The organism is Wolbachia endosymbiont (group A) of Andrena helvola (assembly GCF_964028415.1).
GTDB classification, from domain to species: Bacteria; Pseudomonadota; Alphaproteobacteria; order Rickettsiales; family Anaplasmataceae; genus Wolbachia; species Wolbachia pipientis.
Genome location: NZ_OZ034779.1, coordinates 1287982 through 1312878, shown reverse-complemented (window position 1 = coordinate 1312878; position 24897 = coordinate 1287982). Strand labels below are relative to the sequence as shown.

Annotated in this window: 18 protein-coding genes, 1 tRNA gene and 6 pseudogenes; 9 read left to right on the top strand and 16 right to left on the bottom strand. The window is 35.5% G+C overall.

The genetic code is table 11. The features are described 5' to 3' along the window. The first annotated feature begins 133 nt into the window (after window positions 1-133). On the top strand, window positions 134-1411 hold the full coding sequence (serS, locus tag ABWU73_RS06850) for a serine--tRNA ligase (RefSeq protein WP_038198549.1): 1278 nt from the start codon (window positions 134-136) through the stop codon (window positions 1409-1411). Between the two features lie 34 nt (window positions 1412-1445). Then, window positions 1446-2717, top strand: coding sequence for a phosphoribosylamine--glycine ligase (gene purD, locus ABWU73_RS06845; protein WP_341810212.1), 1272 nt, complete (start codon window positions 1446-1448; stop codon window positions 2715-2717). A 628-nt stretch (window positions 2718-3345) separates the two neighbouring features. Here the strand turns inward: purD and ABWU73_RS06840 are convergent. Next, on the bottom strand, window positions 3346-5919 hold the full coding sequence (locus ABWU73_RS06840) for a hypothetical protein (RefSeq protein ID WP_353285482.1): 2574 nt from the start codon (window positions 5917-5919) through the stop codon (window positions 3346-3348). A 413-nt stretch (window positions 5920-6332) separates the two neighbouring features. On the opposite strand from ABWU73_RS06840, the gene ABWU73_RS06835 reads away from it, so the two are divergent. The 3 genes from ABWU73_RS06835 (at window position 6333) to gatC (ending at window position 8772) form a co-directional block, all read left to right on the top strand. Next, complete coding sequence (locus ABWU73_RS06835; protein ID WP_006280296.1) at window positions 6333-7199, top strand: ankyrin repeat domain-containing protein; 867 nt, start codon at window positions 6333-6335, stop codon at window positions 7197-7199. Window positions 7200-7502: 303 nt separating this feature from the next. Continuing rightward, complete coding sequence (locus ABWU73_RS06830; protein ID WP_264329627.1) at window positions 7503-8429, top strand: ribose-phosphate diphosphokinase; 927 nt, start codon at window positions 7503-7505, stop codon at window positions 8427-8429. Next, the gene (gene gatC / locus ABWU73_RS06825) at window positions 8419-8772 is read left to right on the top strand and encodes an Asp-tRNA(Asn)/Glu-tRNA(Gln) amidotransferase subunit GatC (RefSeq protein WP_010962323.1); all 354 of its coding nucleotides are present in this window, start codon (window positions 8419-8421) and stop codon (window positions 8770-8772) included. The genes ABWU73_RS06830 and gatC overlap by 11 nt, the downstream gene beginning before the upstream one ends. Before the next feature lie 41 nt (window positions 8773-8813). On the opposite strand, the gene ABWU73_RS06820 is transcribed toward gatC, so the two are convergent. From ABWU73_RS06820 to ABWU73_RS06780, 9 genes and pseudogenes are all read right to left on the bottom strand, one after another. Next, the gene (locus ABWU73_RS06820; protein WP_006279726.1) at window positions 8814-10076 is read right to left on the bottom strand and encodes a Tol-Pal system protein TolB; all 1263 of its coding nucleotides are present in this window, start codon (window positions 10074-10076) and stop codon (window positions 8814-8816) included. 5 nt (window positions 10077-10081) lie between these two features. Continuing rightward, window positions 10082-11716, bottom strand: coding sequence for a ribonuclease J (locus ABWU73_RS06815; RefSeq protein ID WP_012673044.1), 1635 nt, complete (start codon window positions 11714-11716; stop codon window positions 10082-10084). Window positions 11717-11924: 208 nt separating this feature from the next. Next, window positions 11925-13043, bottom strand: a complete 1119-nt coding sequence (dnaJ, locus tag ABWU73_RS06810) for a molecular chaperone DnaJ (protein ID WP_012673045.1) — start codon at window positions 13041-13043, stop codon at window positions 11925-11927. 82 nt (window positions 13044-13125) lie between these two features. Then, window positions 13126-13203, bottom strand: a tRNA-Arg gene (locus tag ABWU73_RS06805). 63 nt (window positions 13204-13266) lie between these two features. Continuing rightward, window positions 13267-14214: a hypothetical protein gene (locus ABWU73_RS06800; protein ID WP_264329628.1), complete on the bottom strand. Its 948-nt coding sequence runs from the start codon at window positions 14212-14214 to the stop codon at window positions 13267-13269. Between the two features lie 214 nt (window positions 14215-14428). Further along, window positions 14429-14701, bottom strand: a pseudogene (locus tag ABWU73_RS06795) (hypothetical protein); the annotation flags it as partial. A 199-nt stretch (window positions 14702-14900) separates the two neighbouring features. Beyond that, a pseudogene (locus ABWU73_RS06790) lies at window positions 14901-15840 on the bottom strand (IS110 family transposase). A 209-nt stretch (window positions 15841-16049) separates the two neighbouring features. Then, window positions 16050-16193 carry a hypothetical protein gene (locus tag ABWU73_RS06785; protein ID WP_264329424.1) on the bottom strand — a complete coding sequence of 48 codons (144 nt, stop codon included), beginning with the start codon at window positions 16191-16193 and terminating at the stop codon, window positions 16050-16052. Continuing rightward, a complete protein-coding gene (locus tag ABWU73_RS06780) occupies window positions 16190-16738 on the bottom strand; it encodes a group II intron maturase-specific domain-containing protein (RefSeq protein WP_182282776.1) in 549 nt (182 codons plus the stop codon). Before ABWU73_RS06780 ends, ABWU73_RS06785 begins: the two co-directional genes overlap by 4 nt. A 169-nt stretch (window positions 16739-16907) precedes the next feature. On the opposite strand from ABWU73_RS06780, the pseudogene ABWU73_RS06775 reads away from it, so the two are divergent. After that, window positions 16908-17739: pseudogene (locus ABWU73_RS06775) on the top strand (IS5-like element ISWpi1 family transposase). Here ABWU73_RS06775 and ABWU73_RS06770 read toward each other — a convergent pair. The 6 genes and pseudogenes from ABWU73_RS06770 to ABWU73_RS06745 form a co-directional block, all read right to left on the bottom strand. Then, window positions 17714-18085 carry a reverse transcriptase domain-containing protein gene (locus ABWU73_RS06770; RefSeq protein ID WP_220468192.1) on the bottom strand — a complete coding sequence of 124 codons (372 nt, stop codon included), beginning with the start codon at window positions 18083-18085 and terminating at the stop codon, window positions 17714-17716. The pseudogene ABWU73_RS06775 and the gene ABWU73_RS06770 sit on opposite strands and share 26 nt — an antisense overlap. Continuing rightward, complete coding sequence (locus ABWU73_RS06765; protein ID WP_265017874.1) at window positions 18079-18396, bottom strand: reverse transcriptase/maturase family protein; 318 nt, start codon at window positions 18394-18396, stop codon at window positions 18079-18081. The genes ABWU73_RS06770 and ABWU73_RS06765 overlap by 7 nt, the downstream gene beginning before the upstream one ends. Window positions 18397-18447: 51 nt before the next feature. Beyond that, entirely contained in the window at window positions 18448-18843 is a 396-nt protein-coding gene (locus tag ABWU73_RS06760) for a reverse transcriptase N-terminal domain-containing protein (protein WP_264329422.1), read from the bottom strand. A gap of 463 nt (window positions 18844-19306) precedes the next feature. Next, a pseudogene (locus ABWU73_RS06755) lies at window positions 19307-19654 on the bottom strand (PD-(D/E)XK nuclease family transposase); the annotation flags it as partial. A gap of 7 nt (window positions 19655-19661) precedes the next feature. Further along, window positions 19662-21041: pseudogene (locus ABWU73_RS06750) on the bottom strand (IS4 family transposase). Window positions 21042-21095: 54 nt separating this feature from the next. Next, a pseudogene (locus ABWU73_RS06745) lies at window positions 21096-21708 on the bottom strand (DUF6444 domain-containing protein); the annotation flags it as partial. A 296-nt stretch (window positions 21709-22004) separates the two neighbouring features. Here ABWU73_RS06745 and ABWU73_RS06740 point away from each other — a divergent pair. From ABWU73_RS06740 to ABWU73_RS06730, 3 genes are all read left to right on the top strand, one after another. Then, entirely contained in the window at window positions 22005-22127 is a 123-nt protein-coding gene (locus ABWU73_RS06740) for a hypothetical protein (protein WP_255322264.1), read from the top strand. A 5-nt stretch (window positions 22128-22132) separates the two neighbouring features. Beyond that, window positions 22133-22774, top strand: a complete 642-nt coding sequence (locus ABWU73_RS06735; protein ID WP_010962336.1) for a protocatechuate 3,4-dioxygenase — start codon at window positions 22133-22135, stop codon at window positions 22772-22774. 135 nt (window positions 22775-22909) lie between these two features. Next, a complete protein-coding gene (locus ABWU73_RS06730; protein ID WP_233395611.1) occupies window positions 22910-24373 on the top strand; it encodes a leucyl aminopeptidase in 1464 nt (487 codons plus the stop codon). Window positions 24374-24897 lie beyond the last annotated feature (524 nt).

Genomic DNA, 24897 nt, shown 5'->3' with positions numbered 1-24897 from the left:
ATGAACGCTAAGTTAATTAAATTTTAACAAATTCTAACAAAAAAATCAACCATAATAATTTTAGTAGTATGAGAATATATTGAATATTAAGAGCTTTTGGAGTACAGTAACAATGTTAGTAATAGCACAATATATGCACGATATAGAATATATACGCAAAAACCCTGAAGGATTTGAAAAGGCAATGAAAAGCAGGGGAATTAGAGAATCTACTGCGGAAGAGATATTAGAAATCGATCACGAGAAAAGATCATTAACCACTAAACTGCAGGATTTGAATAGGCAGCGCAATGAAATCACAGAGGAAATAAAAAAGCTTAAAATGAGCAAGAGCCCCTGTGAAGAGCAAATAGAGTTGTCAAAAAGCATCACAAATGAGATAGAGGCAATCAGCTTAAAAGAACAAGCAGAAAAGGATAAGTTAGTGAATGTTTTATCTAACTTGCCGAATATTCCTGCGCAAGATGTGCCAATAGGCGCAGATGAGAACTCTAATTTAGAGGTGAGAAGATATGGAGGAAAAAGACAGTTTGATTTTGTACCAGAATCTCATTATGAACTCGGAGAAAAATTAGGTTTAATGGACTTCGAACAAGCGGCGAGAATTTCCGGATCAAGATTTACGATATTAAAAGGACAGTTAGCTAAGCTTGGACGAGCGCTAATAAATTGTATGCTTGAAATGCATGTTAATGAATTTGGCTATACTGAGGTGTACCACCCGGCTTTGGTGAAAAACGAAGCTATGTATAATGTTGGTCAGCTACCGAAATTTTCTGACGATTCGTATTTAACTACCGACGAATTGAGGTTGATTCCCACAAGTGAAGTGTTTTTAACAAATTTAGTTGCTGACAAAATAATGGAAGAAAAAGAACTGCCTATTCGCTTTACTGCATATTCGGAGTGCTTTCGTAAAGAAGCAGGTAGTGCAGGTCGCGATACCAGGGGCATGATAAGGCAACACCAATTTGGTAAAGTGGAGTTGGTAAGCATCACAACTGAAGACCAATCAAATGATGAGCTTGAGCGTATGACGAGTGTTGCTGAAGAGATATTAAAAAAATTAGAATTGCCATACAGAGTAATGCTGCTTTGCAGTGGCGATATGGGTTTTGCTGCACAAAGGACTTATGACATAGAGGTATGGTTACCTGGGCAAAATAAATATAGAGAAATATCAAGCTGCTCAAATTGTGGTGCATTTCAAGCAAGAAGGATGAACGCTAAATACTCTTCAGAAACTGATAAAAAGATGAAAAAATATATTCACACTTTAAACGGCTCAGCTTTAGCTATAGGAAGAACGATTATTGCCATAATGGAGAATTATCAAAATTCTGACGGGTCGATTGCAATACCAAACGTGTTGCAAAAATACATGAGTAATGATACTGTTATAAGCAAATAATAATTTTGACATATAGAAAAGCGAGGAAATAAAGATGAAGGTTCTGGTTATAGGTTCTGGTGGGCGTGAGCACGCTCTACTTTGGGCTCTAAAAAAATCTCCTATCTTGACTGAGTTATATGTAACTCCTGGTCGCCAGGCCATGGAAAATTTGGGAGTTCTTGTGGATGTAAATATTCAAAATTCAGTGGATGTTACACAATTTTGCAAGAGAGAAAATATAGAGTTGGTTGTTATTGGTCCAGAACAACCAATAATTGATGGGCTTGCTGATGATTTAGTTGCAGAGGGAATAAATGTTTTTGCTCCAAGTCAAGCAACTGCAAAACTTGAGGGATCGAAGTCTTTCACCAAGGGACTATGTAAACGATATGGTATACCAACTGCCAAGTACGAGTGTTTTGTTGATGAAGGGTTAGCTAAAGATTTTGTACGTAGCAATAAAATAAAGTTTCCACTTGTAGTGAAAGCAAATGGAATTGCAGCAGGAAAAGGGGTGGTTATATGTAATACAGAAAGCGAAGCTTTTTCAGCAATAAATTCAATGCTAGTGGAGAAAAAATTTGGTGAATCAGGTGAAGAAATAATCATAGAAGAGTTTTTAGTTGGAGAAGAAGTAAGTTTTTTTGCTCTTATTGATGGGTTGAAAGTAGTAACTCTTGGGTGTGCAAAAGATTATAAGAGAGTTGATGAAAGTAATGAAAGCCAAAATACTGGAGGTATGGGGTCGTACTCATCACCTTCAATTATAAGTAAGGACATGGAGCAAAAAATTATCCAAAAAATAATATACCCTACAGCTCAAGCATTGGTTAACATGGGTACGTCTTATAAAGGAGTACTCTTTGCTGGTTTAATGATTTGCAAAGGTAGCCCAAAACTTCTCGAGTATAACGTTAGATTCGGTGATCCAGAAACGCAATCTATATTACCTAGATTTGATTCAAATTGCGATTTGTTAAAATTGATGTTGTCAGTTGCAGAAGGAAAGTTAAATGTCAAAATGGTGGAACTTAACAACAAATCTACAGTTTGTGTAGTTGTTGCAAGTAAAGGCTATCCGGGTGATTATCAAAAGGGAGAAGTAATTAAAGGATTAGATAAGATTGAAAGCATTCCTGGTGTGTTGGTGTTTCATGCTGGTACTAAATTCGATGAAAGTGGTAACTTAGTTTCCGATGGCGGAAGAGTGCTAAATATAGTAGCAGAAGGGAGCACTATAGAGGAAGCCAAAAGTAAGGTGTACTCAGCATTAAATTTTTTAGAATGGCCAGGGGGCTTCTTCAGATACGATATCGGTAGTTAATGTTAGCTGTCGGTTAGCAGGTGGTTCACAGAAACGAAAAACTTCCTTGACAAACTCCGCCAGCCCCCTTATCATGAAACTGAAGCTATTGTATTTGCTTTCGCCAATCTGCAGATTAAAAGGTAAGGATTACTTAATGTATCGGCGTCTTATGTTCAATTTTTTGCAGTATATAGATACTGTATGTCTTTACAAAACTTCATCTACATCTAGATTTTTATCTAAATAAGCTGAACGCGCTTATAAAGCGTTACAAGACATCAAAAAATGCCAATACTCGACAGAGATAGTAAAAGACTAGCTAACTCGGGGATTCTTTGTCTTTTTTTCTGCTTGGTAAATTTCTTAAACATTTGCAGCATAGGTTAGTTGCAATTAAAAGCAGCTAAATCTTGCTTGTCAAGCGTTTAAAACATAAAAAACGCCAATATTTTAAAGCAGATAATAACCCCAGGGCTTCTTTTGCCTTTTTTTTCATTTGGTAAATTTCTTAAATATTTATGGCTAAACGACAATCGTCATCCCGCAGCGGGATCTAGAGATACCGCGGCGGTATGACGTAGGGAAACCTTTCTTGGGTTAGCTATAAAACTAATCAGCATCTTGTTTAGCACATATAAATTAAGTTTCATAAATATAGTGTTAAACCTTGAAAATATGTTATAGCTACTTCTTCCAATTTAGTGGTGGGTTTTGACAGTACACATGTTATTTTACTAGCTACCAACTCAAGTGTCACAGAAGTTGCAATCATTTTAAATGTCACAGAAGTTGCAATCACTGCATTTATATTCTGTACTTTAACATTTACTCTACTTTCTATTAGAGGCTTTACCCCCCTTACATCATTACGTACAGCAGTATGATTTATTTCATTTTCAATTCCACTACTATGCTGCAACAAGATATCCCCATTAACTTTTATTTCAACATTTTTGTCACTACTACCATTGTTAAAATTTAATCCCTCATCTCTTCTACTTTGTCTTTTTTCTTTTAATTTTAATTCAGTTTCTCTTTCATCAAGTACGGAAACGGTAGGAAATGGGATGTGAGTTTTTTCCTGACCATCTTGATTTATAGCTCTTGTTGTATTAAAAGCTTCGTTGCTTTTACATGATATTGTATAAGTAAGTGGTGTGTAGATTTTTTCTTCACTATCTGGATATTTTATAGTTATTGTTGCATTAAGAATGTCTTTCAGAATATCGTTTTCTCTAGCTATGTCTAAAATTTCTTGAATAACTTTGCGATCATGTAATGCGGCAAGTAACTTATCAGTTACTTTTTGATTATTTTTATGTTTTATGGTTATTGTTGTGTTAAGAATGTCTTTCAGAATACCGTTTTCTTTAGCTACTCTTAACATTTTCTCAACAGCTATACTATCTTTACGTAGTATAGCATAAGCAAGTGGTGTGCAAGTTTCTTCCTGACCATCTGGATATTTTATAGTTGTTGTTGCGTCAAGAATGTCTTTCAGAATACCGTTTTCTTTAGCTACTCTTAACATTTTCTCAACAGCCATACTATCTTTACGTAGTATAGCATAAGCAAGTGGTGTAACAGTTACTCTCCGACCATCTGGACATTTTATAGTTATTGTTGCGTTAAGAATATCTTTCAGAATACTGTTCTCCTTAGAGATTTTTAAAATTTCTTCAATAGCTATACTATTTTCACGCAGTATAGCATAAGCAAGTAGTGTGTAAGTTACTTCCCGGCTATCTGAATGTTTTATAGTTGTTGTTGCGTCAAGAATGTCTTTCAGAATATCGTTTTCTTTAGCTACTCTTAACATTTTCTCAACAGCCATACTATCTTTACGTAGTATAGCATAAGTAAGCGGTGCGCAAGTTTCTTCATGACCATCTGGACATTTTATAGTTGTTGTTGCATCAAGAATATCTTTCAGAATACCGTTTTCTTTAGAGATTTTTAAAATTTCTTCAATAGTTTTGCTATTTTTACATGATATAGCGTAAGTAAGCGGTGTGTAAATTTCTTTCTGACCATCTAGATATTTTATAGTTGTTGTTGCGTCAAGAATGTCTTTCAGAATATCGTTTTCTTTAGAGACTTTTAAAATTTCTTCAATAGTTTTGCTATTTTTACATGATATGGCGTAAGTAAGCGGTGTGTAAATTTCTTCTTGACCATCTAGATATTTTATAGTTGTTGTTGCGTCAAGAATATCTTTCAGAATACTGTTCTCTTCAGCTGCTACTAGAATTTCTTTAATAATTTTGCTATCCTTCCGGAACATAGCAAAAGCAAGTGGTGTGTAAGTCACTTCCCGGCTATCTAAATGTTTTATAGTTGTTGTTGCGTCAAGAATATCTCTCAGAATACCTTTTTCTTTAGCTACTCTTAACACTTTTTCAACAGCTATACTATCTTTACGTAGTATAGCATAAGCAAGTGGTGTATAAGCCACTTCCCGGTCTAGATATTTCATAATTGTTGTTGTGTTAAGAATATCTTTCAGAAGAGTACTGTTCCCTTTAGCTGCTACTAGAATTTCTTTAATAGCTTTGCTATCCTTCCAGAACATAGCATAAGTAAGTGGTGTGTAAGTCATTTTCTGGCTATCTGGATATTTTATAGTTGCTGTTGTGTTAAGAATATCTTTCTCCTTAGAGACTTTTAAAATTTCTTCAATAGCTATACTATCTCCACATAGTATAGCACAAGCAAGTGGTGTAACAGTTGCTCTCCGACCATCTAGATATTTTATAGTTGTTGTTGCGTCAAGAATATCTTTCAGAATACCGTTCTCCTTAGAGACTTTTAAAATTTCTTTAATAGCTTTGCTATTTTTACATAATATGGCATAAGTAAGCGGTGTGTAAATTAATGAATCATCACTAATGATTTTTGCATTAAGAACACTCTTTAAAAGGTTGCTCAATTTGGCTTGTTGCAAAATATCCTTTACAGCTTGACTATTCTCGCAAAATATAGCATGAGTAAGTAGTGTAAAAGTTGATTCTTTACCCCGATGTTTGCTTACTTCCGTAGTAAGAATTCTTTGTTTTTCCTTTTCAGATATTTTTTCTAGTTCTTCAGCAATGCTACTTTCTTTGCCTTCTATTTTTGATGCTAATTTTAAAATACTTTTTTCATCTTTCTCTTTCAATTTCGAATCGTTTACCTGATGAGTCATTTTTTTTCTCAAGGTCTTTCTTATTAAACTAAGCATAACATTTTCTCTCTTCGTGGTTATAATATTTGCTTTTATGAATCAGTTGTGTTGATAATGTATTAATTGCATAGTTCAGACATTGTTTTATAAAGCAAAATTTTAGTAGACCACCTTACAAGAACGTTTCTTGCTAATTCTGAATCCGAAAAAAGGACGCAGTAAAGTTATTTGTAAGGGAAGAATGAAACTTGTAGCTATAGCTAAACTGACTTACGATAATTTGAAAAACCGTCATCCCGCTGCTTGTTAGCGGGATCTAGAGATACCGCGGCGGTATGACGGTTCGCAGTGGTATGACGGTTCGCGGCGGGATGACGATAAGCTCGTCATCCCGCTACATTAATATTGTATTAATAAAAACTTAATAATAATCCTTAATAATATATGAACTAACATGTTTGCAATTTCGTATGACAGAGGAAACAAAAGATGGATATGCTTCCTTATACGTTGCAATTCAGGAAGGTAATATTGAAGCTGCAGAACTACTAATAAAATGTGGCACAAACGTCAATGATCATTATGAACGCAATCGTACGCCACTGCATATTGCCATCGGACGCAAACAATTAGAAATAGCAAAATTGCTGATAAAAAATGGAGCAAACGTTAATGCAAAAACTCAAAATCATGGTAAAGATGATCTAACACCAATGCACTTTGCAGTTTTTGCAAATACGCCAGAATTTATAGAATTACTAGCTAGCCATGGTGCATTGATTAATGAAAGAGAAAGTACCGAAGGGTATACTCCTCTTCACTTTGCTGCTTTATATGGGAACAAAAATATAATACAAGCCTTAATTGATAAGGGACAAGATATTGAAGATGTGGACAATAATGGGCGAACAGCTCTGTTTTTAGCTGCTAGGCAGTGCACTGAAGCAGAAGATGATAGCAGAATAGAAATTATCAAGTATTTGATAGACAAGCTCAAAGCAGATGTAACAAAGAAAGACAATAATAACAATGCAGTACTCTTTCCTGCCGCTAATAATTGCCCTGGAAAAGTGGTAGAATTCATCATTGAGCAATATATAAAAATCTTTGAGTTAGAGAATTTTATCAACCACAAAAATAATGATGGAATGGATGCTTTGGATATTGCGCTGAATAGTGGAAACGAGAAAGCTATTGAAGTATTAAGATCATATGGAGCAGATATCAAGAATAAGGTAGATGGTAGCATTCAAAAAATTACTGCAGAAAAACCAAGTAGTACCCTAGACAGAGCAGAAAGTGCAGAGGTAGCGCCTCCAATTAAGCAAAGAGTATAAAGCTTTTTATAAAGCGATTATAAATTTCAGTAAGTTGCAGAGGCTCTACAATGGGAAGTGTAGTATGTTAGCAGATACAAATGACTAGATAAATTATATTTCATTAAAGTCATTTATCTTGAAACATAAGCAGGATTTTGTATAGTTGTTTCAATTTGGGTCTGTATATTGAAACAACGCGTGAAAATGACAGGTCATTGTACAAGAGGTACCTAATTCACCGACAAGAATGCTAGATAAAGACACTTACATTTCAATTATTTCACAATTTCTGTATAATCTTAAAAACTCAATTAGTGCGTTATGAAGATAATAATAGGTAATGCTAGTAAGGAATTAGGGGAATCAGTAGTTAACCGGCTAGATGTTCAACCATCCTCTGCTTGGATATCAAAGTTTACCGATGGCGAGGTAAATGTAGAAGTAGCAAATGATCTATATAATCAAGAAGTATATATAATACAATCTCTTTCTCCCCCTGTGAATGATAACCTTATGGAGCTTCTGCTCATAATTGATGCAGTAAATAGATTAGGAGCCAAAAGGATAGTAGTAATTATTCCTTATTATGGATATAGCAGGCAAGATAGAATTATCAAGAACAATAATGTGCAGTCTGCTTTAAGTGCCAAATTAGTTGCAAATCTTATTCAAACTGCAGGTGCAAGTAGTGTTGCAGTTATTGATTTGCACTCAAGTCAAATTGAAGGATTCTTTGATGTACCGATAACTAATTTGAACTGCCTTGAAGCATTTGTTGACTCTATACACACGGAAAATTTGGCAATTGTTGCACCTGATGTTGGAGCAATTGGTAGAGCACGTGCTTTTGCAAAGACTTTAGAGGAAAAGTACAAGATAGGGTTAAGTGATAAGATTATTGTAGTAGATAAATATAGAGAGAAAGCAGGTACATCTCAAGTAATGAACATAATAGGAGAAGTTGCAAACAAAAATTGTGTCATTGTTGATGATATAGTTGACTCTGGTGGAACATTGTGTAATGCAGCTCTTGCTTTAAAAAGTTACGGAGCAAAGTCCGTAACTTCATGCATCACACACGGTGTGCTTTCAGGAAGTGCAGTTGAGAAAATCTCTTCCTCTTCTTTAGATAAATTAGTGATTACGGATACCATACTTCACAAACTTGAAAAAACTGGTAAAATAGAAGTTGTTTCGGTTGTAAATATTTTAACTCACTTTATCCAAGGAGGTAAAGATGCCAGCTAAGTCAACAGAAGACGTTATTACTTCACTAATAGAATTTGCAAATAAGAGAAAAATAACAATTACCAAAGAAGAAATGCTTAAAATTGCACAGCTTGTAAGGATTAAGTTATCAAATGACGAGATTGATCACTACTCCAAAGAACTGACAATGCTGGATTGGATACATGATACTTTATTGCAAGTTAATACTGAAGGTGTTTCTCCTATGCGTTATGGCAGCATAGACAAGGACATTCATGTACGCGATGATGTTATAAATTCTCAAAACATTAAAAAAGAGATATTGTCCAATACAAAACCTGAGCATGGGTATTTCGTAGTGCCAAAGGTTATAAGCAATTAAAGTAAAATAAGGCTCATATCAAATCTATAATAGATCTACTTTCAAAAATAAGACCAATCCGGTAAAGAAGCATTTGTGGGAGTGGAAACCATTTTTTGATTTTTCTTTACTAAGTCTACTAAATATAGTTTAGAGTTGCTTGGTGATTCTGTTCTTGTAAAAATGATTTCTCTACCATTTGGTAACCATGCCGGGGATTCAATTTTATGCCCCTCTGAAAGCAGACGTTCTTCTTTGCCATCTGGCTTCATAACTCCTATGTAAAATTTTCCTGACTGAATCTTTGTAAAAGCTATCAGATCTCCTTTTGGCGACCAAACAGGCGTAGCATATCTTCCACTTCCAAAACTAATTCTTTTAGGTTTTTTACTTTTGTTAGTAAAATCGATAACGTACAGTTGCTGACTCCCACTTATATCAGAACTAAAAGCCATATACTTTTGATCTGGAGAAAAAGAGGGAGAAGTGCTTATAGCTGAACCTTTAGTAATTTTTTTTGTTCGTTTACTACTTAAATCCAAAGATAATATATTCGTTTCACCACCCAATGAGTGGGAAATTAAAAGAGATTTACCATCGGGAGAAAATCTTGGTGCAGAAACAACTCCTTCAAATGCGCTGATTATTGATTCAGTGTTATCTTTTAAATTTTTTAATATTATATAACTTTTACCATTTGCGTACGAGATATAAACAATACCCTTTCCATTTGGTGAGAATCTCGGTGTTGACACAAATCTATCGCCATTTGTTAAGTATTTTATATTACTTCCATCTTGATTCATCACAGCAATTTTACGCACAGATTTGTAGTTGCTATCTTTTTCTTCAGCGATATACGTGATTTTTGTGTTGAAGTGCCCTTTCTCACCAATTAATCTATCATGTATCACATCCGAAACGAGGTGACCAATTTTTCTCCAGTCTTTTGCTGGAAAAACAACTGACTGAGTAAGTAATTCTCTTTTTGTAAAAGCGTCAAATAAACGAAATGATAGCTCTAATGCACTACCAGATATTTCGCTTAAACTTACTGTGACTACAGTATCGCTTTTCCAAGATTTAGATTCAGCTTCCGCGCCACGTTTTACATTAAATAAGCCACAATTAGATAAATTTGTTCCTATTACCTTTGCAATATTTTCGCTTAATTCGCTTTCCAACGCTGTTTTACATGTACATTTAGATACAACAAGACCAATGTTACCAACACTGCTTTTTTTTATATCAACATATAAAGCAGCTTTTGTAAAATAAGGAATAAATAACGAAATAAATAACACCAGATGAACGAATAGCTTCATTCATTTCATACCTGTTCTATCTGAACCTCAATTATAGGCCTTTTTAGTAAATATTCCTTTAAGATACTCAATATTGAACTTTCAATCTTATTTTTAATTTTTTTTGTTGGCTGCAAACTAAACAACGACTCAACTTTCTTGACAATTTTCTGTATGGTAGCTGCATCTTCTAGCACTTCAAAAACACCAGGTACAAATACTTTTGGTTTAGCAAGCAATTTATTTTTCTTGTTTACAACTGCTGTTACCACAATAACTCCGGCATCTCTCATTCTTTTACGCATTTTTATAACACTGCTCTCCGGATGACGTAGCAACATACCATCAATACCAAAGTAGTCAACATCAATTGAATCAACCTTTTCTCCGTTCTCCAAATTAACAATATCACCTGGTGCAATCATTATTGCTTTTGCCACACCGCACTCTTTAGCAAATTTTACATGTGCATGCGTGTGAATATATTCGCCGTGAACTGGAATAGACATCTTCGGTTTTATTAAAGAATACATTTCCTTTAGCTCTTCTCTTGTTGGATGCCCAGAAGCATGAACATGCTCTGTTTTTTCAGTAATAACTTCTACCCCCATCTCAATAAAGGCATTGAGCATGTTGTGCGCACGAGTTTCATTTCCAGGAATGATTTTTGACGAAAAGATCATGGTATCACCTTGCTGCATTTTAAATGCTTGATGACTCTTAGCAGCAAGTCTTGCGGTAGCTGCCAGTGGCTCACCTTGACAACCTGTGCAAAGTAGCACCAGTTCTTCCCTTGGAAAATTTACTGCTTCCTTTGCTTCAAGAAACTGAGGAGAATCAGTTAAATAACCACTATCTTGCGCAACTTTCACTATTCTCCATAAAGATCTACCAAGTAAAACTACTTTTCTATTTAGTGCTTTTGCAGCTTGGCTTATCGTTTCAATTCGTGCCACATTTGAAGCGAATAGCGAAACAGCAACTAATTTTTTAGACCGCTTTATTATGTTATAAATATTATTATAAATTTCACCTTCTGACTCAGGGTGATGCTTGCTTAATATATTGGTTGAATCGCAAATTGCTGCAAGCAGGTCACCTTTATCGCCAATTTCTTTTAGACGCTCCATATTAGAAGTTAATCCAACAACAGGTTTTGGATCAAATTTCCAGTCTCCGGTATGGAGTGCACTACCCATTTCAGTGCTAATTAATATTGAATTTGCCTCAGGAATTGAATGAGTTACATTTATAAACTCGACGGTAAAAGGACCCAAATTTATGCTGCCATTTATGTCTACCTCTTTCACAGGCACTATACCTTCCAATCGAAATTCTTTTAGTTTCTCTTTAAGAAAATTAACCGTAAACTTTGTTGTATATATGGAGCACTGCAACTCTTCCCACAAGTGGGGCACTGCACCGCAGTGGTCCTCATGTGCATGTGTAATTATTATTCCAAGTAAATCTTTTTTTCTTTGAGCAATAAAATCTATATCAGCAATGAGCAGCTCAACACCTGGCATAGTTTCATCTGCAAAACCAACACCAAGGTCGATCATAATCCACTTACCTTGGTAATGATATAGGCTAACATTCATCCCGATTCTTCCTACTCCCCCAAGCGGAAGAAATAAAAACTCATTTTTGTTTATATTCATTAAATTTAAATTATTAAAACCTGAGAATAGCAAAACTTCGACCTTAAATAAAGAAATTTATTGCTTTTACATAGTTTTAAGGAACTAAGAAGTTTCTGTTGGCTAATAATAACACTATTGTTAAGTTTTCCATTAATAAGGTCAAAGAATTGCAGGATTAAATGAAAACCCGTAAACAGTTACCCCTTTATGTCATTTAGCAGATTTCTTATTTTTTTTTTACTTTACTAAAAAACCCTTCAGATTGCTGTTGTACACTTGCATTTTCCTCTTCTTCAAGCGCTTTTAATAGTTCAATTTGCTTTTTAGTTAAATTTTTTGGATTTAAAGTCTCAACTATTACCTGTACATATAAATCACCACGAGCATGTGAGTTCATATATGGCATACCCTTTTCCCTACAACGTAGTTTGGTACCAGTTTGAGTGCCTTCAGGGACCTTTACTTTTATTTTAGCTCCATCAATTGATTGAATATCGATTTCACCACCAAGCACTGCTAGTGTCATTCTTATAGGCACTTTACAGTGTAAATCTGCTTTATTTCTAGCAAAGATTTTATGGAAAATTATTTTCACGTATACGTATAAATCTCCACTTTTTCCACCTTTTGTTCCAGCTTCTCCTTTACCACTTATCCTTACCTTAGCTCCTTCTTCTATGCCTTTTGGAATTGAAACGGATATATTTACTTCATCTCTTCTACGTCCACTTCCACCACATTTCTTACATTTGTTTTGTATTATTTCTCCTTCCCCATAGCATGTAGTACATGTTCTTTCGATGGTAAAAAAGCCTTGTTGAGTTCTAATCCTACCGCTTCCCTGGCATGTGTGGCACTGAACTGGTTTAATTGCTCCTTCGCCACCTGTGCCTTGGCATGTATCACATTTTACATTTGTCACATAATGTATAGGCGCTTGTATTCCTTTAAATGCATCTTCTAAGGTAATTTCAAGATCATAACGTAGGTCTGCTCCAGATACTCCTGTTGTACTTCTTTTTGCTCTCGATCTACTTGCACCACCACCGAATCCTCCACCAAAGAAGTCATTGAATATGTCGCTAAAATCTCCTGCAGAGCTAAAGCCTTGAAATCCACCAGAAGCACCTTCGTGGCCATAACGGTCATAGCCTGCTCTTTTCTCAGAGTCAGACAGAACTTCATATGCAGCTGTTACTTCTTTAAATTTTTCCTCTGCTTCTTGATTGCCAGGATTTCTATCAGGATGATATTTTAACGCTAATTTTTTATACGCTTTTTTTATCTCATCAATACTGGCATTTCTGCCTACTTCCAGCAGATCATAGTAGTCTTTTTTGCTCATATATAATAGTTTAGTGCTTAACCTTTAAAGATAGGTATTACATATATTAATTTCAAGTGTGACTTCTGTTTCCTATAAAATGTGGTGCACCCTGAGCGACTTGAACGCCCGACCTTTTGATCCGTAGTCAAATGCTCTAATCCAACTGAGCTAAGGGTGCTTTCATAAAGTTAACTTTAGCAGATTTTGTGGCTTGATTCAATTAATTTGGCTAAAAATAAAACTATTGATTTCTATCATACGTGAACCCCTCACAATTCTCAAACTGCCGTTTCGCATTAGAATTATCAAATTCACTACAAGGAGGAGCAGTTGGAGTAGTATTAGGATCTTGAGAAAAGTAAGGAGGTGGTGCATCATAACGAGAAGAATCTCCATAACCATGCCCTTGTCTAAGACAGCTATCTACCGCTCCTTTAGCTTTCTCGATATTTTCTGATTCTTCCTCATGCTTCATATGAAAAGCTAAACCACCAGCAAAACATACGAGAGAATTAACGCCAAGGATAGCTAAACCCCACACTGGTAAGACTGGGTAAACAGCACAAGCTACCAAAGCTGCCAAAGAAACAACGCCAACCGCAAATTCTATATTTCTGAACGTTTTAAATTTACTATCCAGGTAATCTATTTTTTCTTCTTTTCTAGCCACTTTTCTGCTGCTGTTATACCAAAAACACATACCAGCATGGAAAGCAACACACACAACTGCAGCTACTATACCCAAAGCTAATAGCTTTCTACTGTCTTCTGATTCTTTTTTATTCTCTTTTCTCCCTTGATGAGTGGTATTACCATTGTTAATATTCGTTATATTATTAACCGTAGTGTGACCACGTCCACCGAATAAAGAATCCATCCAGCATTGTAATAGCAAATAATCCCAAAAGTCTAAACCTCTATTGTGTACATGTATATGTGTAATCTGAGAGCCTGTAGGTTGTGCGTTATTCCCTGCGTTATATTGATCATTTCTGCTTCCTGTATCGTGCCTATTGCTTGAATTTGGATGTGTAAATTCTTCATACACATTTTTAAAATTCTCCTTGCTCCAAGTTAAATTCGGTGTATTATTACAATACTGTAGAAACCCTTCAATATTATTATTATTACCTAATTTCTTTATATAGGCTAACGCATACCTTTTTAAAACACTATCGCTTGCTACCATAAATACCCTCTTAAGTTAAGATTAAATTAATAAATATTTATTATAACAAGATAACATCTACTTGTCAACTTGAGCCTGATTCAAGTATCCGTTCAGAGTGTGGCAGAAGAACTTATTCAAATAAAGTAGGTGGTAAAATATAAACATTTTATAAAGTGAAAAATGGACTTTTCAGACCACTGCCGAGCTAAAAAAGCCCTGAAAAACGTGATACTTAGGCCACTTCTTGCTTAAGCTGTACAATTTCAGCTTGAGAAAGGCCAGTGGATTCAGCTATTAAATTAACAGATACACCAGCTTTAAGTAAATTTTTTGCAACTTCGATTTTTCCTTTCTCTATACCTTCCTCAAGTTTGTATTCAAGAATGGCTTCTTCTTTCCGCAGATCCATTATTCTTTCTTCATATGCTACTAAATCTTTTTCATTCCAGCTAAACCTGTCTAATTCATCGTAGGCTAACTTTATTATTGGTGCTTTTTCTGCTATCAACTATGTTTTTTAAAAATTTTTTTATTTGTGTAATTTTGCAAATTATATGGGCAATAAAAACCCGTTTGTCATAGAAATAGAATTTTATATCAAACAGCTACCACAGCAATTTCTGCTTAAGCTAATGAATATGTGCTTTAAGTCTGTGTGGACGCACATATTCATTAGCCAATTTCAGTTACCGTTGTGAAGATTTTTAAGTATGCAAATTAATTGCTTCTTTAAGTCTTGTATTAGCAATTACTATAATTTTACGCATTAGGGCTGTTATAGCCACCATCTTCTTCTTACCACTTTCAACAAGCTTAGAATAAAAGGCGCCAAGTATAGATTTTGACCTTGTAGCAGCCATAGCGGCTGTAAAGAGCTTTGAACGAACGTTACTTCTACCACCTGTAATCCTTCGGTAACCAACAGCTTTACCACTTTCTTTTGGATGCGGTGCAACTCCGGCAAGACTTGCTACTTCTTTTCTATTTAAGTAACCAAGCTCTGGCATTAAACACAAAAAATCTTGTGATAACTTTTTACCTATTCCAGGAACTGTTTTAAGAATTTTTTGGCGTTGTTGTAATTCGCGGCTTTCATCAATAATCTTTTGTATAGTATCATTGAGTTCGTTTATTTGACTATCGAAAAACTCAATGGTCTTTTGACAGCTTTCTTTTATATGATCATTTTCCGGTGCTTCAAGTCTGCATTTTTCTTGAGTTCTCATTTGCGTAATATCATCACGACGTTGACAAAGTGCAGCCAAAGTTGATTGTTCTGTAGAGGTAGGTACAAATAGAGAGATAGTTCTATGGCGTTCAAATCCATATTGAGCAAGAGCTCTTGCATCTAGACTTTGCTAAAGTTCCGTGAGATAAAATAAAGCTTTTTACTTTACGAGTATTAGCTCGATGCACGGCAATATTTTTGTCGGTAAGAAAATGTGATAAGCCAAGCTCATATTTCCCTGTATTTTCTAAAGTCACTAAAGCATTAGGTAGAATATCTGAAAACTCTTGAAATAATTGTTGCCAACCAGAAGCATTATTATCAAATTCGACAGCATTCTTCTGTTTGTGAATTGCAACGACATTTTTAAATTTTCCGATGTCAATGCCAATAAAATTTTGATAAGATGTAACCATAATAAACCTCGATAGTTTTAGTTAATTTAAGATTGTAAACGGGTGCATATATATGTCCCAAGCAACTATTCAAACGTATCGAGAGATAGGGCTAGCGTACCTTGATACCAACGGTTGTAATACCAATTTCCTTTCGGTCGCGCACGCCCGCTATTCCTAGTGAGCAGGGTTATCTTTCTCTCTTATCTCTTTTATATCACGTTTTTAACTTACAATTGCCTTAGGTCTTCATCTGTAGTTTCATCTGCATACTGTTGTCTAAGTGAAGAAGGTCGCCCCTCCTCACTCGACTTCAAAACCGTACGTGAGACTTTGCGCCTCATACGGCTTCTCTCTAATTTGGTGCTTGTCATGCACACCTCCTGTGTAATTCATCGTGACAATGCCCATGTAACAAAGATAAATTTTTGATCATATTGTTTCGTCTATTCCGGTCTTTATGATGTATTTCTATTATATCATCACTTTCAAACCATAGTCTACAATTACCGCATTTACTTTGTTGTAACTTCAATAGTTTTATTACTCTCGATGGCTTATCTGGTATTTCTCTAAGACGATTACCCCAATATACCCAATCACCATCATATGGAGATCTGGTTTTTTGCACTTTGATATGTCGTTTAATAACATGATCGCTGTGTATAATAAGATGTATCTTGTTACTTGTCATAAAACGCCAGTTATCGTTATTATACTTTTTAAAGTATTTTCTTTTTATCCAGCATTTCCCTTTGTTTGGGTGCCTAAAGACTGCCCACTTCCAGAGCTTTCTATGTATAGTATTATCCAATGAGCTAAAGATTTTACATGAAACTACCGAAGAGTAATATTGACTCCATCCTCTGTTTATTGGATTGAGATTCCTTATTATTACTTCCTGTGGCGCCCCACGCATTTCTCTAAGTTTATGTTTAATAGCAAATGTATGCTGCTTTATAGAATTACGACTTGGTTTTATTAATAATGTGTAACCTTTTTTACTTTCTTTTGTTGGATATTGTCTTAGAGGTTGTCCGGAAACAAGTAAAAGGCTATAATATCTGAAATTTTAGTACGGGGTAAAGATGAGAAAAAAGTATCCAACAGATCTAAGCGAAAGGGAATGGGCAAGAATAGAAAAACACTTCAGAGTATCATACAAGAAAGGAGGAAGGCCGCCAAAGTATAGCAAAAGAGAAATATTAGAAGCAATTTTCTATGTATTGCGTACAGGGTGTCAATGGCGGTATTTACCAAATGATTTTCCGCTATGGAAGACTGTGTATGAGCAGTTCAGGCAATGGAAGAAGCAGGGAATTTTTGAGAAAATGAATTATGAAATTACAAAATATAGTAGAAGAAAAATAGGAAGGAATGAGCAGCCGAGTGCCTGTATAGTAGATAGTCAATCTGTAAAGACTACAGAAAAGGGGGGATCAAAGGCTATGATGGAAGTAAAAAAGTAAAGGGTAGAAAAAGGCATATAATTACAGACACTCAGGGTTTTATACTAGGTTGTTACGTAGGCGCTGCTAACGAAAATGATAGAGATGGTATTAAAATAGCATTAAACAATATGAGAACAAAATATACTAAAGTTAAAAAAATGTGGGCTGACATGGGATACCAAGGAAGAAATTTAAAGAATCACATAAAGGAAGAATATGACATAGATATTGAAATTGTTAAAAGGCCCCATGTAGATTTTGGGTGCACAAAGATACGCCACCTGAGCTACTACCAACAAGAGAACAAGGGTTTAAAGTACAGCCAAGAAGATGGGTTGTAGAAAGGACTTTTGCTTGGGTTGATAGGAATAGAAGGCTATCGAAGGAGTATGATTTACTCACAACATCCACTGAGAATTTCATATACCTAGCTATAAGTAGGGTTATGTTAAAGAGGGAATATGCTTGAATTTACTAGTTTCCGGACAACCTCTTATTGAAAATCCAAGAAAATCAAATCCTGGTTTTGTTTCGTCAATGGTTCTTAATGTATGAGAAATTCTTGTTTTGGAGGGCTTTAATTTTAGTCCAATGGTTTCTAACCATTCTTCAACTAAAATTTTTGCTTTAAGAATAATCTCTTCGTTTTCATGTATGATGACAAAATCATCACAGTAGAAAATTACACTAATAGACTTTTGCGCGTTTTTATGCGATATCCTACCATATTTTCTTTTCATGCATTGAAAGAGTTCGTTTGTTAATGCTTTTTTGACATGTTGCTCTAATCCGTGTAATGCAACACAAGCTAGCAACGGTGCCTCCTTGAATTGTACCACGTTTTGTGGATTGAAACTTTCCATCTTCCATAACGCCTGCCCTTAACCATCTTCTTATGATTTTCTTTAACGTTGGTGTGGTTTTCAAGCAGTTTATTATGGTTAATATTGTCAAAACATCCAGAAATATCAGCATCTAATACATATGCTGTTTTCTGTTTTAGCACATCAAATAAGGCTTCAATTGCATCATGACATGATCTACCAGGTCTAAAACCATAAGTGTTTGGCTCAAGTTTTGCCTCCCATTCTGGTTCTAAAGCCATTTTTACAAGTGTTTGTGATATAGTAGGTATACCAAGCGGGCGATGCTCCGATGGCTTACCAGGTTTTGGGATTCAGACGCGTCTTGATGGCTTTGCTTTTTCTTTTATATCTAAAGAATATGATAGTTGTAATCTTTCTTTTTGATTAAGATTAGCCTTTCCATCAATACCTGCAGTCTTCTTCCCCCTATTGTCCTGTGTTACTTTCCTAACAGCGAGTGTTTTTGCACTTGTTGATTTGAGCAATAATTTTTGAAGATTATGCATCTTTTTGATATCATTACATTTAGAGGCTTGGTAAATTCGTTTTTGTAGCTTAAATGAAGATTTCTTCAGCTTTCGCCAAGGAATTCCATTCCATTCATACCTAGCTTTTTGCTGGTCCATAACATATTCACTACTATTCACCACTTTACCTTCCAAATTAAAGTGTTTACGTCTGCATATCCCAGATATTACTTTGGGCATTAGCTTCTTAAACAATCCTTCCACATAGCAGCTTGTGGTTGGCTACCTACTTATATTTAATGAATATAAGAGCTTTTATGTGGTTACTCCGTTCCATAGCTCCGTTCCATAGCTTCGTTTCACGTTAAACTTAGATTCCTACTATTTGCCGGAAGCTGGGAACATCAATAACTAAAGTCTTCAATCTTTAGTTCCCCTTTTGCTTCGTACCATTTTGGTCTATGCGTAGTTCAACCTCTTTTCGCATACTATGCTTTGACGACAATTCAAACATAGGTTCCTCTCGTAATCATATCTAACTCTGTTTGCAGGGATTCACCATGAGGTTTAGTGTTACCTGCTTTTATCTCATGCTTGCATCCCAAAGGTTGCCATCCTTTGAAATGTGAGACATACATTATCCCCGATGTCTAGGGAAGATGGAATTTAACCATCACAAAACCACGGCTTTCCGGGTCGCACTGAAGAAAAATAACCAACGATCCACTATGCTTTCTAGCTGTTCTTCCTTATTCTTAGGAAATTTAGGTAGTTCAATAAATACAAATTGAAAATCTTTTAAGTCATGCTCATTGGTTTTCTCATCTCTTATAGTGTGGCTGGATATATAATCAAGCTTATCAGGAAATAAATTACAATTAGAGATAGCAATAAAGAAAACCTTCTTTAAATCAATGTACTTACCAGATTTATCAGCTTGCCTTGAGTAAGCCTTAGCAGCATATAGTTGAGCTCGTTTCTCAAAACCTTTATCACGAGCAAACTGGTCAGGTAAGGAAGCAGTATTACTACTACTCCCTCCCTTAGAAACCTTACTATTACCCACAAATATGAGGTTCATGAGCAAGTCTCCATCCTTCTGCTAGATCAAAGAGACGTCTTCACCCTTTCCAAAGAGTAATTGGTCCTGGTTTTGGGTCGCTTTTTCTTGCTAAATGACCTCCAAGTTCACGAAACGGCTTCTTTTATAGTAGGGGCTATATTTGGACATGGTTTCCTGTGTATTTTAACATATAAAACTTTCCATTCTTCCTCAGCTAATAAGGCAGTACATAGTAATGTTGGGTTAGTTCTTGCAATTGATGTAATAAAGAAAATTCTCCAAGCAATAATGCTCATGACTGTTAAATACCTCATTAATCTTTCTGCTGTTCCAAGTCTACATTCCTCAACTTTGAGACCAGATTTTAAAATCTTATGCAATATCTCTATTTTCCATCTCAAACAATACCAACTAACTTTTTCAACAGCTTCTTCAAAAGTACTGACCGGAAAAAAGCATCCACTCTAGAGGACTTGCTTCGGGAGGAGAGTTTTTTTCAACAACATGAATTGCGTGAAGTTGTAGACTCTGTCGGTTTATATTTTATGTGACCTTCTTTACATTTTATATGGCCTTCATGTGATAAATTTTCCGAATCTAATTTCTAAAAACGCTGTCCTTTTTTGCTTGTTATCTCTAGCAGGGATTTCAACTTCTACTTTTCCAGCGCAAGGGAGGCCTTGGATAAATGACCATAATTTTTGCTTGTTCCTGGTATGCATGAATTTTTTATTTACATTTCTGTTGTGGCGAGCTCTTACTAAAATTGCTGAGTTAAGATTATGTGCAAGTTCAAAAAAATCATGCATATCTGCTTCTCTGTCACATACAGTTATAGCTTCGGTTTGGGCCAGATCTATAATATTATTTGTTTTCTTTAAACTTTCTAGCCATTTCATACTTTCTTTATCCTCAATATGAACGTTGTTACGATGGCTCTTTAGTCTTTTTTCTTCTTCAGAAATGAGTTGCCTCGAGTAAATCTTTTGATCCAGTATTCCCAGCTTCCGTACTAACAGCAAGGGCTGTATGCATTACTGCTCCTTTTCCAGCAATAGTTCCCAATCCGCTTATGGCTTGAGTATGAAATATAAGTTGTATCTTGAATCACAAGAATTCTTTTATGAGCTTTTGTTCTTTCAACTGTTTTATCAATGTGTGAAGCTAGAATATCGACTTCTTTTACGTTCTCATTTTGAAAAAAACGTTATGCTGCTTTTGCTTCTGACCAACTTCCGCATGCCTCATTAATTGAGCTTTCAGGTAAACTTATCAAACTATCAGCAATCTTTACTAATCGGTCAGTTAATCTTTTATCTCCAAGTACAGCATCTCCAAATTCATTTTTAGCCCATTCATTACTCTCGTTTGCCATTTTTATACCCTCAATATTTGCAAACTTTAATATTGTAATACTTTATTTATAAGTACATTTATATTTGTGGGTAATAGTAAGATTTGATATGCTGCCAACACTTATGTTCAAATTAAAAATGTCATTTATGATACTAGCCACTTCACGCTTTGAGTTTTTGTAAAATCCGCTGAGTGCTGCAATTATAGACTTAACCCTTGGACCAAATGTATCTGGCGTAACACCTTCTGGTAACTTGCTACTTTTTCTTTTTCTGCATCTCCAACAACGACCATGTTCCAATTACTACATAAGGCCTAATTTCCGGAAGATCAACTTTTTGGTGAACATAAGGTTTTTCGCATATTACAAGCTCTCCTCCGCATTCGCAAATATTAGGCAACTCTATTTTTACTACTTTATCCGCTTCCATTGTGGCATGGAAATTTCCTTTATGCCCAACCTGATCGCCAACATTCCTTTCGCTTTTTGGCTTGTCCTTTTTTGTTTTGTACAATTCTTTAGAGCTCGGTAGAGATGAATTTTTCGAGTTTAAACCAAGCCTTTCCTTTAATTCAGCGTTCTCTATCTTTAAAGCTTTATTTTCTGCTTTTAAGTTTTCTATCTCTGCTTTCAGTTTTTCTATTTTTTGCTGTAAATTTTTGCAAAGTTCTAAAAGGTTTACCACATTACCTCACTTTTGCTCTATGATTATCTTTATTATCTTGCTTTGTCTACCTTATTCTACCACTCCGCTGAACGGATACAATTTACTAAACAGAAAAAAAGGCAAAAGAAACCCTAGGGTAGCTAGTTATTCACTATCCATTTTTTAAGTTGGCGTTTTTTAATGTTTTAAATAGCGCGTTTCAGCTTGTGTAGGTAAAAACCTAGAAATATTGTGAAGACATAAGGTGCACATAGTGCAAAAAATTAAAAATAAGACGCCAACTACGTTGTTTTCTTGCTGTTTAATCTGCACAGATGAAGATAACTGAATACCTTCAGTTTCATGATAAGGGGGCTGGCGAAGGGTGTCAAGCAAGTTTTTTCGTTTCTATTTCCAATAAAAGTTTGTTATATGGTTATGCAAGAAGTCTATTATAAATGAAATGAATGTGAAAAATATCTTGTTAGCACTTTTAGTACAAATGATATTCAGTTTGCCGCTATTTGCAGCTGATCCTGTTTTGCTCAACTGCATTAAAACTCCGGAAATATATGACCTTGATGCAAGGCCAAAAAATTTTAGCTCTTCAAACAATTTAAGAAGGAAACCTGGTTCTCCAAATAGTGCAATAGGGGAATTAATACACATAGTGGGTAGAATTACTGATATAAACTGCTTACCAATACAAAATGCTGTAGTTTCTATATGGCACGCGAATTCACGCGGCGTGAACCATTACGATAAGAATATAGAGGATGATCTGAATTTTGCTGGATCAGGAAGGTTTGTAGTGAATAATCTTGGCTATTATAATTTTATTACGATAGCACCTGGTAAAATTGGTGATAGAGCTCCACATATCAACTTTCTAGTTCAACATCCGGATTTTCCAGAATTCACAACGCAAATGTTTTTTGCTGACCATAATTGCGATAATTGCGCTGATCCTGTTCTTGAAGATTTTGTTAGTAATGGGCTTGCAAGCCTTCTCATAACACCATTTACTTACAGTGATCAGGTCATAAAAACCTATACGTTTAACATTACCTTGGGCGGATATAATAAGTTCTCTAATAAAAGATAAAAAACCTTGCATGTAAGGGAGTCCATAGTAAACTTAAGTGTTATTGTACTTAGGATGTATATGAAAAATATCTTACTGATGTTTTTGCTATGTTTTATGTACAGTTTACAATTATTTGCAACGGAGATACCAGCAATGAAAATAACAATTTCTAAAATTTCGCCCGATTTTAAAACAATAGTAATGGGTTTATTTGAAGACAACGAAACCGTAAATGATGGCGGAGTTTTGCAAGGAAAACAGGTCATAGATAATATAAAGCAATTTAGCGATTTCAATGGAAGTTTTGGTGAATTTTTCTCTACTGCTTTGCCAGAAGAAAAAAATGTTATAGTTGTTGGACTGGGTAAGAAGGATGAATGGAATGAAAATAAAGAATTAAATATTGGTGGTAAAATATATTGTGAGCTAAGCAGATTAAAAATTAAAAAAGCAGCGGTTTTAATCGAAGGTAGTGCAGCAAATGTTGCATATGGTGCGTTTCTGCGTAGTTTTAAGTTTGATAAGTATAAAACTAAAAAGGATGAGAAAATTACAGAGGTAGAGGAGATTACCGTATTAGTAAAAGATGAACAATTAAGTAATGCTGAAAGATCATTTGAGCACTTAAGGCAAGAAGGTGAGAGTATATTCCTTGCGCGCTCTTTTATAACAGAGCCTCCTAACATTCTATATCCAGAATCCTATGCTGATCATATAAAAAAAGAACTTACTAAGCTTGGCCTTGAAATCGAGGTGCTTGATAAAAAGCAGATGGAAGAGAAAAAAATGGGAGCCTTGCTTGGAGTTGCACAAGGAAGTAGTAAAGAACCAAAATTAGTAGTGATAAAATGGAATGGAGCTTCTAAAGAACAAAAGCCTATAGCTTTTGTTGGTAAAGGTATAACGTTTGACACTGGTGGAGTATCACTCAAACCTTCACGTGGTATGGAGTCAATGAAATATGACATGGCAGGCTCTGCTACTGTGGTTGGGGTGATGCATGCTTTAGCAGGACGAAAAGCAAAAGTAAATGCGATCGGTGTGGTCGCACTTGCAGAAAATGCAGTGGGTGGTAATGCTCAAAGACCAAGTGATGTAGTAACTTCAATGTCTGGACAAACAATAGAAGTGTTGAACACCGATGCAGAAGGAAGGCTCATACTTGCAGATGCTTTATGGTATACGCAAGATAGATTCTCACCAAAATTTATGATTGATCTTGCAACTTTAACTGGTGCTATAGTGGTTGCACTTGGAAATAACGAATATGCTGGTCTTTTTTCAAATAATGATGAATTAGCAAACCGTCTGATTGATGCAGGAAATGAAGTAAATGAGAAGTTATGGCGTTTTCCTATGAATGAAACTTATGACAAAATTATTGATTCACCGATTGCTGATGTTCAAAACATCGCTCCTGCAGGCTCTGGTGGAGATAGCATAATGGCTGCACAGTTTTTACAGCGTTTTGTGAATGAAACTTGCTGGGCACATTTAGATATCGCAGGCACTGCTTGGCACGAGAAAGGTACTGACATTTGTCCAAGAGGAGCAGTAGGTTTTGGTGTAAGGTTACTTAATAAGTTGGTTGAGAAGTACTACGAAGCCAATGATTAAAGGTCTTTATACTGGATTTATGGCTTAGCTACATGAACGTTTATTTTCGAGGCGCAGCAAATGAAAGTAGCTGATACATATTTCTTTTTTTCTGGATTCCAGTGTCAGCTACTTTCATGACACCCTGACAACCGTCATCCCGCTACTTGTTAGCGGCTGAGATACCGCGAATGAATCGCGGTATGACGGTTCGTGGCGGCGTGACGATAAGCTCGTCATCCCGCTGCTTGTTAGCGGGATCTAGAGATACCGCGGCGGTATGACGTAGGACTGCTGTCATCCCAGTGCTCCTTTTTTTGTCATCCAAGTAGCCTCCTATGGTGTCATCCCAGTGCCCAGACACTGGGATCCAGTTGAGCTATTTCAACAAAAATACTGCATTTTGAGATGAACGTTTATTTTTACCAGATTATTTACAAGTATAACAATTAAAGTCTGGATTCCAGTGTCAAGCACTGGAATGACACCGTCTTGGATGGAAACCAGTGTTGGCTACTCGGATGACATCATAGGGGCGCTGGGCA

Excerpts from the sequence above, each read along its gene's own strand:
- serS (WP_038198549.1), top strand. The coding sequence starts at position 134 with ATGCACGATATAGAATATATACGCAAAAACCCTGAAGGATTTGAAAAG.
- purD (WP_341810212.1), top strand. The coding sequence starts at position 1,446 with ATGAAGGTTCTGGTTATAGGTTCTGGTGGGCGTGAGCACGCTCTACTT.
- ABWU73_RS06840 (WP_353285482.1), bottom strand. The coding sequence starts at position 5,919 with ATGCTTAGTTTAATAAGAAAGACCTTGAGAAAAAAAATGACTCATCAG.
- ABWU73_RS06835 (WP_006280296.1), top strand. The coding sequence starts at position 6,333 with ATGACAGAGGAAACAAAAGATGGATATGCTTCCTTATACGTTGCAATT.
- ABWU73_RS06830 (WP_264329627.1), top strand. The coding sequence starts at position 7,503 with ATGAAGATAATAATAGGTAATGCTAGTAAGGAATTAGGGGAATCAGTA.
- gatC (WP_010962323.1), top strand. The coding sequence starts at position 8,419 with ATGCCAGCTAAGTCAACAGAAGACGTTATTACTTCACTAATAGAATTT.
- ABWU73_RS06820 (WP_006279726.1), bottom strand. The coding sequence starts at position 10,076 with ATGAAGCTATTCGTTCATCTGGTGTTATTTATTTCGTTATTTATTCCT.
- ABWU73_RS06815 (WP_012673044.1), bottom strand. The coding sequence starts at position 11,716 with ATGAATATAAACAAAAATGAGTTTTTATTTCTTCCGCTTGGGGGAGTA.
- dnaJ (WP_012673045.1), bottom strand. The coding sequence starts at position 13,043 with ATGAGCAAAAAAGACTACTATGATCTGCTGGAAGTAGGCAGAAATGCC.
- ABWU73_RS06800 (WP_264329628.1), bottom strand. The coding sequence starts at position 14,214 with ATGGTAGCAAGCGATAGTGTTTTAAAAAGGTATGCGTTAGCCTATATA.
- ABWU73_RS06785 (WP_264329424.1), bottom strand. The coding sequence starts at position 16,193 with ATGACAAGCACCAAATTAGAGAGAAGCCGTATGAGGCGCAAAGTCTCA.
- ABWU73_RS06780 (WP_182282776.1), bottom strand. The coding sequence starts at position 16,738 with ATGCGTGGGGCGCCACAGGAAGTAATAATAAGGAATCTCAATCCAATA.
- ABWU73_RS06760 (WP_264329422.1), bottom strand. The coding sequence starts at position 18,843 with ATGCCCAAAGTAATATCTGGGATATGCAGACGTAAACACTTTAATTTG.
- ABWU73_RS06740 (WP_255322264.1), top strand. The coding sequence starts at position 22,005 with ATGAAGATAACTGAATACCTTCAGTTTCATGATAAGGGGGCTGGCGAA.
- ABWU73_RS06735 (WP_010962336.1), top strand. The coding sequence starts at position 22,133 with ATGAATGTGAAAAATATCTTGTTAGCACTTTTAGTACAAATGATATTC.
- ABWU73_RS06730 (WP_233395611.1), top strand. The coding sequence starts at position 22,910 with ATGAAAATAACAATTTCTAAAATTTCGCCCGATTTTAAAACAATAGTA.